This window comes from Arhodomonas sp. AD133 (assembly GCF_051195215.1).
GTDB lineage: Bacteria > Pseudomonadota > Gammaproteobacteria > Nitrococcales > Nitrococcaceae > Arhodomonas.
Genome location: NZ_JBNAZM010000080.1, coordinates 1 through 11,310, shown reverse-complemented (window position 1 = coordinate 11,310; position 11,310 = coordinate 1). Strand labels below are relative to the sequence as shown.

Sequence of the window (11,310 nt, the reverse complement as noted above, 5' to 3'; positions counted from 1 at the left end):
GATGGGTAACGCCGAAAATTGTAACCGCCAATCATCAACTTGTGCGCGGATCCCGGGATCGCGTCACGCATCCAGGAGGGTCGATACGCCGAGAAGGGGGACGACTTTTCGTCGGGACGACCACCTGCCCCCGCCCCCGATGCGCGGGCTACTGCACGTCTCCCACCGCCGCAGTAAATACCCACGCCATGCTGAACAATTTGCTCCGAATCGGGTGAGCTATCGCCATGTCCAACGCCGGGACGATTTCGCGCAAAATTCACGCGATGACTGACGCGGACGTCTACCTCGACGCCGAGGCTTCTTCCCGCGGTCGTAGCGGCAAAACAACGCTGGTTGAATGGAGCGCTATCAGGGACTCCGCGAAATGGACACGCGTCTTACAGTTCTGCACAGTCGCGATCCGGAAAGAGGGACCGATTCAGGCATGTCGACAACAGTCCGACGTAACGAGCTACTGGACTACATCCTGCGCCATGGCTCAGTGGGCATAGAGGACTTGGTCAGGGACTTCGGCGTCAGTCGGATGACCGTCCACCGGGATCTCGACGCCCTGGAACACGAAGGGGTGATCCGGCGCGTTCGCGGCGGCGCCTCGGCGCTGCCCAGCGCGCTCTACGAAAGCGACTACCGTTATCGCTTGCGCACCGCCACCAAGGAAAAGGCCTCCCTGGCCCGCGCCGCCCTTGCCCACGTCGAGCCCGGGCAATGCGTGATGCTGGACGATTCCACCACCGTGCTGGCACTCGCCGAGCTGCTGCCCGCGCACAAGCCCCTCACGGTCATCAGCAACAGCTTCGGCATTCTCGAACGACTGTGCGATGCCGCCGATATCTCACTGATCGGCCTCGGCGGCACCTATTCGCGCCATTACAACGCGTTCTTCGGCCTGGTGTGCGAAAACGCCGTGGCGGCCCTACGCGCCGACGTGCTGTTCATGTCGGTATCGGCGGTGAACGGCACCATCGTGTTCCACCAGGACGAGCAGATCGTCAAGGCGAAGCGCGCCATGATGGCGGCAGCCTCTCGCCGTGTGCTGCTCGTCGATCACCGGAAATTCGGGACCACGGCACTGAACCGACTGGGCGAGCTCAGCGAGTTCGATGCCGTACTGACGACGCAGGATTTCGATGCCGACCTGGCCGCCGGTCTCGAAGAAGACGGTGTGAATATTCGGGTCGTAACGCGCTGATCCCTCCGGCTCTCCCATCCCCATGCCCGCTCCACGAGCGATGAGCAGCCGCTGGCCTCATGGCCACGCTCATCGGTGGCCATGAGACAAGTACCAAATAAATTGATACAAATATCGAATTTGGTGTTACATACCTCGCCGGGTCGACTCGCCCGCGGCCGAAGACGCCAGCGCCCGAACGCCAACTATGAACAGGAGAGCCCCATGGATCAGCCGTTCTGGATCGGCACCAGCTGGAAGATGAACAAGACCCTCGCGCAAGCCCGGAACTTCACTCGCACACTGCGGGCATCGACGCTGCTGGACAGCGACGAACGCCTGCAGGGCTTCGTGATTCCCCCTTTCACGGCACTGGAAACCGTCTGCCGGGAGCTGGCGGATGAGTCGGTGATGGTCGGCGCCCAGAACATGCACTGGGCGGACGCCGGGGCCTTCACCGGCGAGGTGTCGCCAACGATGGTGATTGACTGCGGCGCGGATATCGTGGAGCTCGGCCACTCAGAACGGCGTGAGTATTTCAACGAAACCGATGAGGCGGTCAACCGCAAGGTCAAGGCCGCTCTGGCCCATGGGCTGCGCCCGCTTATCTGCATCGGCGAGACGGCCACGGAAAAGGCACTGGGCGCCACCGAGGAGACGGTGCTGCGCCAGGCGAAGATCGCCCTGAGCGGTGTGAGCGCCGAGCAGCTCGGGCGCTGCCTGCTGGCCTACGAGCCGGTCTGGGCCATCGGCGACGGCGGCAGTCCGGCCACCCCGGAATACGCGCAGTGGATCCACCGGTGCCTGCGCGAGGCACTGCCGCGCACCGCCGACGACCAGCCCTTGCCGGTGCTCTACGGCGGCAGCGTCAACGAAGACAACTGCGCAGATCTGGCCGCATTGCCCGAAGTTGCCGGCCTGTTCATCGGTCGCGCCGCGTGGGACGCGGACGGCTACCTGCGCATCGTGAGCAAGGTCGCGAACGCACGGCTGGCAGCCTGACCCGCCCTGGCGTCCGGACTACCGCCGGGCGCCACACCGACACCCACCTCCCCCGCCGGCACAGGCCTCCGCGTTGCGGCTGACAGCCCCACGCGCCGTGCCGGCCGCCGTTACCGCACGCCATCGGCAGCCCCGCAGCCACCAACCACGTGACCGCGTCCGCGTGCCAGCCCTCGTCACGCGGCACGCGCACGTCGCGTTCCCATTGCCTCCATACCGAACGCGGACGCGTCGCCCAACACGCGACCTCCCAAGTCGTAACAATGACTATGTTGCTTGTCACAAATTGTGTGCTATAAATAACGCCGAACCTGTTTCATATAACAGGATCAGTAGTACAAAACATCGCCCGAACCGTTTCCGGGCAAGTGGAGGAGACCGATGCGAAACCGACTTGCGGCCGTTGCGGCCACGTTCGCCCTTTCCCTCACGGCCGGTAGCGCCCTGGCGCAGGACAGCTACGACGTCGCCGTGGTCCGGTGGGCGCCGGACGACATCTACTTCAACGGCGTACAGCTCGGCCAGGAGCTCGAGCGCCAGCGCATCGAGGAAAAACACGGCGTGGACATCAACTTCCGGGTATTCGGCGCCAACGACGTGGGCGAGCAGCGCAATTTCCTGGACGCCCAGCTCGCCCGCGGCGTGGACGGGGTGCTGCTGGTGCCCTGGCGTGGCGAGGCCATGCGCGCCTCTCTCGCGCAGATGCAGCGCGATAACATTCCGGTCGTTACAAGTAACGCTTACGTCCCCGACTCCGAGCAGGTCTTCGTCGCATTCGACAACGAGACCGCCGGACGGCTCGGCGGCGAGGCCATCGTCAATCGGCTCACCGAGCTGCGCGGCGAGAACTGGGCGGAGGAAGGCGGCGTCATCGTAGAGCTGCGCTGCATCATCACCGCCTCGTTCGACATCGACCGGCACAACGGCTACCGCTCGGTGCTCGATCCCATCACCGAGAAGCACGACAACCTCGCCATCGAGACCCGCGAGGCCGGCTGCAACGGCGGCGACGCCCGCAGCGCGGTGGAGGACATCATCTCCCGCCACGGCGGCGGAAACCTCCTGGCAGTGGCCAGCATCGACGGCACCATGGGCGTGGGCGGTGCCGTGCCGGCCCTCAAGGCCCAGGGGCTGCTCTACCCCCGCGACGACAGCCGCCACATCCCCGTCACCACCATCGACGGCACCGTGCCGGAGCTGCAGGCGGTCGCCCGCGGCGACATCGACCACGTCTCCGTGCAGCCGGCGGTCGGCGAGGGCGTGATGACCATGCAACTGCTCTGGCAGCAGATGAACGACAACCGCGCCGAGCTGCCCGAAATCGGCGCGACCCTGAACGGCGACGAGCTCTGGCGCCCGGTGCAGGTCATGGAGAACCAGGGCTTCAAGGGACCGTGGTTCAAAACCCAGGCCTACACCGTCCCCGGTGACGTGCCCCATGACGACCCGCGCATCTGGTCGAACCGGATGTACAAGGACGAGAACGGCTCGCTCCCGAGCTATCCGCAATAAGGCACGCGGGGAGCCAGCGATGTTCCAGCGAGAAATGCACCGCGACGAGCCGTCACGCCTGGGGGGCGTGGCGGCTCCCGCCCCCTTCGAGCGCCCGGCGGCTAGCCCGGCCGCGGACGTCTCCTTCGCCCTGCACGGCGTGACCAAGCGCTTCCCCGGCGTGCTGGCCGTGGACAACGTGGACCTGCGCGTCGACTGCGGTGAGCTGCACGGCATCATCGGCCGTAACGGCGCCGGCAAATCCGTGCTCGTGAGCATGATCGCCGGCCTGCAGCGCCCCACCGAGGGCGAGATCCAGGTGGGCGGGCACCGCGTGCACGCCCAGTCCTACACACCGGCGCGGGCACGCGAGCACGGCGTCGTCCTCATCCCCCAGGAGCCGCAGTTCGCCGAGCTGCTGTCGGTCACGGACAACCTGTTCATGGGCGCCGGCATAACCGGCCGGTTCGGCCTGCTGCGCCCCCGGGAGATGACACGCAAGGCCCGGGAGATCATCGAGACCCTGGAGCTCGACGGCGTCACGCCGCACACGACCATCCGGGATCTGCCCATCGAGAGCCAGCAGCTGCTCGCCTTCGCCCGCGCCTACTACATCGACCAGGCACGGGGCATCCTGCTCGACGAGATCACCGCCTCGCTGTCCCGCTCGCGCAAGCAGGCACTGCTGCGGCTGCTCCGCGATCTGCTCGCGAAGACGCCGGGGCTGTCGTTCACCCTGATCTCCCACCACGTCTCCGAGGTCATGGAATTCTGCGACCGGGTGACGGTCATGCGCGACGGCCGCCGGGTCGCGACCCTCGCCACCGCCGAGAGCAGCGAGCGCACGCTCGCCGAATGGATTGTCGGCGACACGGCGGCGAGCATCGAGGCGCTGAAACAGGAGCGCGAGCCGGTGGCCGCCGACGCCCGCACCGTCATGGAAGCGCGGAATCTGAGCCTGCCGCGGGCGTTCGACGACCTGAGCTTCGAGCTGCGTGCCGGCGAGGTGCTGGGCTTCGCCGGCCTCGACGGCTCGGGAAAGGAAGCGGCGATGGAGGCCATCTTCGGACTGCACCGCAAGGCGCGCGGCGCGGTCCGGCTCCACGGCCAACCGGCGCACCCGCGTACGCCCGAAGAGGCCATTGCCAGGGGCATCGTCTATCTGCCCAAGCACCGCGAGGCCGAGGGCATCGTCCAGAACATGACGGTGGCGGAAAACACCCTGCTGTCGAGCTACGGCCGGTTCCTCAGCGCCGGCGGCTTCATCGACAGCCAGCGCACGCGGGAGACAGTGCAGACCTACACCCGTGAGACCGGCGTGAAAACCCGCTCCACCGCCACGCCCATCGACTTCCTCTCCGGCGGCAACAAGCAGAAAGTGCTCATCAACCGCCTGGCCCTGGCCGAACCGAGCGTCTTCCTGCTCAACGAGCCCACCCGGGGCGTGGACATCGCCTCCAAGCCGGCGCTGCTGGCAACCGTGCGCCGTCAGCTCTCCGAGACCACGGGCGTGATCATGACCAGCGAGAGCGAGGACGAGATGATCGAGGTCTGCGATCGCATCCTCGTGTTCTACCGCGGGTGCGTGGTGCGCACGCTCGAGCGTGGCGCCGACGACTTCACCGTCGCCGAGCTGTATCGAACTATTCAGGGGGTCACGGACCAATGACCACGACCATGAAGCGCTTCGTATTCCCGCTGTTCGAGCGGCACCTCATCTGGCTGCTACTCGCACTGCTCATCGCCATCGGCACCACCGTTCCCGGCTTCATCTCGGTGCGCAACTTCACCAACGTGCTCTGGGCCGCGGCGCCGCTGGGCTGCATGGTGCTGGGGCTGTTCTTCGTGCTGCTCACCGCGGAGCTGGATCTGTCGCTGGAGTCCACCTTCGCCGTCGCCCCCACAGTGGCGGTGGTGCTGGTGACCCAGTGGGCCGGGGAGCTCCTCTGGCCGGGCCTCGTCATTCCCATCACCCTGGCCATGGGCGCATTGATCGGACTGTTCAACGGGCTGTTCACCGTCCGGCTCGGGGTCAGCGCCTTTCTCGTGACCCTGGCGATGCTGCTGGCGCTGCGGGGCGTGGTGATCTTCCTCATCCCCGAGGGCATCTACTACCTCCCCGAGTCCGTGACCTATCTGGGCTCCGGGCGCATCGGCGGCGTCGTGCCGGTGCCGGTGGTGGTCTGGCTGGCGCTCTACGCCGCCGCCTGGGTGCTCATCAACCGCCACCGTCTGGGCAAGGACATCTACGCCCTGGGCAACAACCGCAACGCCGCCTACATCGCCGGCATCAACATACCCCGCACCAAGACACTGGTATTCGTGATCGCCGGCCTGGTCTCCGCCGTCGGCGGCATCCTGGAGGTAGGCCGGCTGCAGTCGGTCACCGCGGACATGGGTCAGGGGGACATTCTCATGGTCTTCGCCGGCGCCATCCTCGGCGGCACCAGCCTCACCGGCGGTGTCGGCCGGGTGGGCGGCATCTTCGCCGCGGTGCTGGTGATCGCGATCATCGAGAACCTCATGAACCTCTACGGCATCGAGCCGTCGGTGCGACAAATCGCCTTCGGCCTGATTCTGCTGGCCGCCATCTATCTGGCGAGCCTCCAGGGCCGGATGCGGCTGCAGGCGGAGGCGGCATGAGCGACAATCTCCTGCTCGCCATCGACAGCGGCCTGACGGTGACCAAGGCGGTCGTCTTCGACCGCCACGGGACCGAGGTCGCCGTGGGCGAACGGCGCATCACCGTCCACTACCCCCACCCCCACCACGTGGAGCGGGACATGGACGAGGCCTGGGCCGCGACGGCGGCGGCCATCCGCGACGCCCTGGCCGCCCCCGGCGTGGACGCCGCGCGCGTCCGCGGGGTCGGCGTCACCGCCCACGGTGACGGCCTGTACCCGGTCACCGCGGACCTCCGCCCCGCCGGTCCCGGCATCCTGTCGCTGGACAGCCGCGCCGTGGCGGTGCTTGAGCGCTGGCAGCGGGTCGGCGTCGCCGATGAGGCCCTGACCCGCACCGGCCAGACCCCGCACGTCTCGGCACCGGCCACGCTGCTCGCGTGGCTCGCCGAGGAGCGGCCCGAGTGCCTGGCGCGCACGCGCTGGGTCATGGCCTGCAAGGACTGGATCCGACTGTGCCTCACCGGTGAGGTGGCCACCGATCCCACGGAGGCGAGCGAGTCGTTCACCGACGTGGAGACGCAGGACTACTCCGCCGAGGCGCTGCGCCTGTTCGGCCTCTCCGCGCTGGAACCGTGCCTGCCCCCGGTGGTGGCCTGCGACGCCTCCGCCGGGCGCGTCAGCACCGAGGTGGCGGCGGAGACCGGCCTGCCCGCCGGCACACCGGTGGCCACGGGCCTGCACGACGTCACCGCCGCGGCGATCGGGCTCGGCAACATCCACCCCGGCGAGCTCACCGTGGTCGCCGGCACCTACAGCATCAACGAGACCATCTCGACGCACCCGGCGCGAAACCCGAGCGTCGCCTGCCGCAACGGCTTCCGGCCCGGCGAGTGGATGAACATGGCCATCTCGCCCGCCTCCAGCGCCAACATCGACTGGGTGCTGCGGGAATTCTGCCAGCGCGAGCAGGTCGAGGCCGAAGCCCGGGGCGGCTCGGTGTTCGACACGCTGCAGCCAGAGATCGAACGCGCGGCGGAGGACCGCGCCGGGGTCTTCTTCCACCCGTTCCTCTACGGCTCGCCGCTGTCCGACCGGGCGAGCGGGGGCCTGTTCGGGCTCAAGGGCTGGCACACCCGGGGGCACGTCCTGCTCGCGGTGCTCGAAGGCATCGCCTACAACCACCGCACCCACGTGGACGCCCTCAAGGCCGCGTTCCCCCTGGAACGCGCCCGGGCCGCCGGCGGCGGCGTCCGTAACCCGGTGCTGCGCCAGCGCTTCGCCGACAACTTCCGCCTGCCGGTGGGCACGGTGTCCGCCAACGAGGTCTCCGCGCTCGGCGCCGCGGTCTGCGCCGGCGTCGCCGGCGGCGTGTACGAGGGCATCGATACCGGCGTCGCCGAGGCCGTGCACCCGGCAGCGCCGCACGAGCCGGATCCACAGGGGGCCGAGGCGGCCGACGAAGGCTACGCCCTCTACCGCCAGCTCGCCAAGGCCCTGGAACCGCTTTGGCCGAAACTCAGCGACAGGGAGGTACGCCAGTGACCCCATCCGCCGAAACAGCGCTCAGCGCGGAGGAACGCCGCAGCCGGGTGATGGAAACGCTTATGCGCGTCGGCTCCGTCCAGGTCGACGAGCTCGCCGAGCGCTTCGACGTCAGCCGCATGACCATCCACCGCGACCTGGACACCCTCGCCAAGCAGGGCCTGCTGCGCAAGGTTCGCGGCGGCGCCAGCGCCCAGCGCTCGGTGTTGTTCGAGAGCAACTACCACTTCCGCCGCACCCAGGCGCTGGAGAGCAAGCGCCAGCTCGCCCGCGCCGCCCTGCAACGCGTCGAGCCCGGCATGGCCGTGATCCTCGACGCCAGCACCACCTGCGCCGAGGTCGCCGAGGTATTGCCGGAGGCCGCGCCGCTGACGGTAATCACCAACGCCCACGCCATCCTGGAGCGCCTGCGACAGGAAAACGGCATCGACCTGATCTGCGTCGGCGGCACCTACAGCGAGACGTTCGACGCCTTCCTGGGCGTGGTCACCGAGAACGCGCTGCATTCGCTGCGCGCGGACGTGCTCTTTCTCTCCACCTCCGCGGTGTACGGGCTCACCGGCTACCACCAGGACGAGCAGGTCATCCGCGCCAACCGCGCCATGATGGAAGCCGCCGACCGGCGGATTCTGCTGGTGGATCACACCAAGTTCGGCAAATCCGCGCTGAACCGCTTCGCCGACCTCACCGAATTCGACGAGGTGCTCACCGACCGCCAACTCGACGGCGGCGTCCGCGACGAGCTCCGCGACGCCGAAGTGCCGCTGCAGCTGGTCTGAGCCGTCACCACCGACAGGGAGTACACACCTTGACCACGTCTACCGGAAAAGCCATTCGCATGGGCCGCCTGTTCCACCGCGACAGCGGCCGGGTTCTCGGGCTTGCGTTCGATCATGCCCTCCAGCTCGGCCCCCTGCCGGGCATGGAAGACGTCGGCGCCGTCATCGCCGAAGCCACCGAGGCGGGCGTGGACGCGCTCATCCTCACCCCGGGCCTTCTGGAGCGCTATGCGAGCCAGCTCCAGGGCCGCGACCGGCCGGCGATCATCCTGCGCCTCGACCACACCACCATGTGGCGCGTGGATGCGCCCACGGGTTACGACCAGGGCCGCACCGAGCTCATCTGCTCCGTCGAGGACGCCGCCGCCCTCGGCGCCGACGCCGTCATCACCTTCTTCTTCACCGGACACGGCGACCCGGAGCTGGAGCGCCGGACCATGGCCATGTCCGGCGAAGTCTCGCGCGCGGCGCGGCGCTGGGGAATGGTGCACATTGCCGAGACCATCTGGGCGCGCAACGGCGTCGCCGGCGACCCCACCGACCCGGCGACCATCGCGCTCAACGCACGCATGGCCGCGGAGATCGGCGCGGACATCGTGAAAACGCCCTGGGGCGGCACCGCCGAGAGCTTCGAACAGGTCGTGCAAGGCGCCGAAGCGCCGGTGCTCGTGCTCGGCGGCACCCGCGACGGCAGCGATGCCGACACCCTGCGCCAGACCGACAGCATCCTGCGCAGCGGCGCCGCCGGCGTGCTCTTCGGCCGGACCCTGTTCCAGGCCGACGACCGCCCCGCCCTGCTGCGGGCCATGGCCGAGCTGGTCCACGGGCGCGCACCGCTGAACCAGGCGCTGAGCACGCTCGAACAGGCACACGGCGCCCGGGTCTGAGGGGGAAACCGAGGCATGTACGACCGTGACGCGACCCTGCAGGCCATTCGCGAGCGCCGGCGGTTTCCGGTGGTCATCATCGGCGCCGGCATCAACGGCGCGGGCCTTTTCCGGGACCTTGCCCTGCAGGGGGTGGACTGCCTGCTCATCGACCGGGGCGACTTCGGCGGCGGCACCAGCGCCGCGCCGTCGCGCCTCATCCACGGCGGACTCAAGTACCTGGAAACCGGCGAGTTCGACCTGGTCGCCGAATCCGCGCGCGAGCGCAACCGGCTGCTGCGCAACGCCCCGCACTACGTCAAGCCGCTGCCCTCCGTGGTGCCGGTGCACTCGCGCTTCGGCGGCACCCTGGGCGCGGCGCTCCACTTCCTGCGTCTGAGCACCAGGGGCTTCGAGCGCGGCGGGCTGGTACTGCGGCTGGGCCTCGCCCTCTACGACTGGCTCGGCCGGCACGACCGGGTGATGCCCCGCTACCGTTACCTGGGCCGCGAGCAGGCGCTGCAGACCCTGCCGGACCTCCGCGAGGACATCGTCGGCCTCGGCTGCTACTACGACGCCCGCGTCACCTACGCCGAGCGCCTGACCCTGGAGCTGGTGCTCGACGGTCTTGCCACGAACCCACGCTGCGCGGCGCTCAACTACGCCGCCGCTGTGGATCGCGACACCAGCGCGCTGATCGTCGAGGACGGCGAGACCGGCGAGCGCCTGGCGGTGGAGCCGGAGATCGCGGTCAACGCCGGCGGCCCATGGATCGACCACGTCAACGGCGCCCTGCGCAGCCGCACCCGCTACGTGGGCGGCAGCAAGGGCTCGCACCTCGTACTCGACCATCCCGAGCTGCGCCGCGAGCTCGACGGCCGCATGGTCTACTTCGGCGCCAGCGACGGTCGTATCTGCCTCGCCTACCCGTTCTTCGACCACGTCCTCGTCGGCTCCACGGACATTCCCGTGGACGACCCCGACGCCGTGATCTGTGACGACACCGAAATCGATTACATGCTCGCGGAAGTGGGCAAGCTCTTCCCGACCCTGCGCATCGCGCAAGAGCAAGTGGTCTACCACTACGTCGGCGTCCGCCCCCTGCCCGCCGTGGACGCCGACGACCCGGGCAAGGTGCCGCGCAGTCATTCCGTGCAGGTGGACGAACCAAAAGACGACCGAGCGTTCCCGGTGCTGTCCCTCATCGGCGGCAAATGGACCACCTTCCGCAACTTCGCCGAGGAAGTCGCCGACGACGTTCTCCAGCGGCTGCGCCACCAGCGCCAGTGCCCCACCCATAACGAGCCCATCGGCGGCGGCCGGGACTACCCCACAGACCCGACCGCCACCGACGCGCTCGCCGAGCAAATAAGCCGGCGCACCGAACTACCGACCGAGGACACGAAACGACTGCTCGAGCGCTACGGCACCCGCGCCGAAGCCGTGGCCAAGGCCATCCAGGCGGACGGCGCCCAACGCCTGACCACACAACCCACCTACTTCCGCGGCGAGATCCAATTCCTCTGCCAGGCCGAAGCCGTCTGCCGCCTAACCGACATCCTCCTCCGCCGCACGGCCCTGGCCCTAACCGGCAACGCCGACCCGGCAACCGTGGCGGAAATCGCCGACATCGCCGCCGAGCACTGCCACTGGACCGAAACCCGCCGCCACCACGAAATCGAAGCCGCCACCCTGAGTGTCAACGTCACACCCGACAGTAGCCGAAGAGGAACGTGTGTAATATCTGGGCACTGACTTAGGAGCAAGACGCTGTGACGAAGAACGAGGAAGTCCTGACCGAGCCGAGCCTGGAGCGCCGCACCCGCCGGCGGTTC

Annotated in this window: 9 protein-coding genes; all 9 read left to right on the top strand. The window is 68.4% G+C overall.

Going from position 1 to position 11,310, the window contains the following annotated elements; translation table 11 throughout:
* Positions 1-427 precede the first annotated feature (427 nt).
* The 9 genes from ACPEES_RS22325 (at position 428) to ACPEES_RS22285 (ending at position 11,230) form a co-directional block, all read left to right on the top strand.
* A complete protein-coding gene (locus ACPEES_RS22325) occupies positions 428-1,192 on the top strand; it encodes a DeoR/GlpR family DNA-binding transcription regulator (RefSeq protein ID WP_435106515.1) in 765 nt (254 codons plus the stop codon).
* 204 nt (positions 1,193-1,396) lie between these two features.
* Complete coding sequence (locus ACPEES_RS22320) at positions 1,397-2,173, top strand: triose-phosphate isomerase (protein ID WP_435106512.1); 777 nt, start codon at positions 1,397-1,399, stop codon at positions 2,171-2,173.
* A 381-nt stretch (positions 2,174-2,554) separates the two neighbouring features.
* A complete protein-coding gene (locus tag ACPEES_RS22315) occupies positions 2,555-3,685 on the top strand; it encodes a sugar ABC transporter substrate-binding protein (protein WP_435106510.1) in 1,131 nt (376 codons plus the stop codon).
* A gap of 19 nt (positions 3,686-3,704) precedes the next feature.
* Positions 3,705-5,333 carry a sugar ABC transporter ATP-binding protein gene (locus ACPEES_RS22310; RefSeq protein ID WP_435106507.1) on the top strand — a complete coding sequence of 543 codons (1,629 nt, stop codon included), beginning with the start codon at positions 3,705-3,707 and terminating at the stop codon, positions 5,331-5,333.
* The gene (locus tag ACPEES_RS22305; protein WP_435106504.1) at positions 5,330-6,307 is read left to right on the top strand and encodes an ABC transporter permease; all 978 of its coding nucleotides are present in this window, start codon (positions 5,330-5,332) and stop codon (positions 6,305-6,307) included. Before ACPEES_RS22310 ends, ACPEES_RS22305 begins: the two co-directional genes overlap by 4 nt.
* Positions 6,304-7,830 (top strand): FGGY-family carbohydrate kinase, encoded by a 1,527-nt coding sequence (locus tag ACPEES_RS22300; RefSeq protein ID WP_435106501.1) that lies wholly within the window; start codon positions 6,304-6,306, stop codon positions 7,828-7,830. The genes ACPEES_RS22305 and ACPEES_RS22300 overlap by 4 nt, the downstream gene beginning before the upstream one ends.
* Positions 7,827-8,609 (top strand): DeoR/GlpR family DNA-binding transcription regulator, encoded by a 783-nt coding sequence (locus ACPEES_RS22295; protein WP_435106499.1) that lies wholly within the window; start codon positions 7,827-7,829, stop codon positions 8,607-8,609. The genes ACPEES_RS22300 and ACPEES_RS22295 overlap by 4 nt, the downstream gene beginning before the upstream one ends.
* A gap of 29 nt (positions 8,610-8,638) precedes the next feature.
* The gene (locus ACPEES_RS22290; RefSeq protein WP_435106496.1) at positions 8,639-9,496 is read left to right on the top strand and encodes a class I fructose-bisphosphate aldolase; all 858 of its coding nucleotides are present in this window, start codon (positions 8,639-8,641) and stop codon (positions 9,494-9,496) included.
* A 15-nt stretch (positions 9,497-9,511) separates the two neighbouring features.
* Positions 9,512-11,230: an FAD-dependent oxidoreductase gene (locus tag ACPEES_RS22285; protein WP_435106494.1), complete on the top strand. Its 1,719-nt coding sequence runs from the start codon at positions 9,512-9,514 to the stop codon at positions 11,228-11,230.
* Positions 11,231-11,310 lie beyond the last annotated feature (80 nt).

What these genes read in the sequence shown, in the direction of transcription:
- ACPEES_RS22320 (WP_435106512.1), top strand. Translation starts at nt 1,397, where the DNA reads ATGGATCAGCCGTTCTGGATCGGCACCAGCTGGAAGATGAACAAGACC.
- ACPEES_RS22310 (WP_435106507.1), top strand. Translation starts at nt 3,705, where the DNA reads ATGTTCCAGCGAGAAATGCACCGCGACGAGCCGTCACGCCTGGGGGGC.
- ACPEES_RS22325 (WP_435106515.1), top strand. Translation starts at nt 428, where the DNA reads ATGTCGACAACAGTCCGACGTAACGAGCTACTGGACTACATCCTGCGC.
- ACPEES_RS22315 (WP_435106510.1), top strand. Translation starts at nt 2,555, where the DNA reads ATGCGAAACCGACTTGCGGCCGTTGCGGCCACGTTCGCCCTTTCCCTC.
- ACPEES_RS22305 (WP_435106504.1), top strand. Translation starts at nt 5,330, where the DNA reads ATGACCACGACCATGAAGCGCTTCGTATTCCCGCTGTTCGAGCGGCAC.
- ACPEES_RS22285 (WP_435106494.1), top strand. Translation starts at nt 9,512, where the DNA reads ATGTACGACCGTGACGCGACCCTGCAGGCCATTCGCGAGCGCCGGCGG.
- ACPEES_RS22300 (WP_435106501.1), top strand. Translation starts at nt 6,304, where the DNA reads ATGAGCGACAATCTCCTGCTCGCCATCGACAGCGGCCTGACGGTGACC.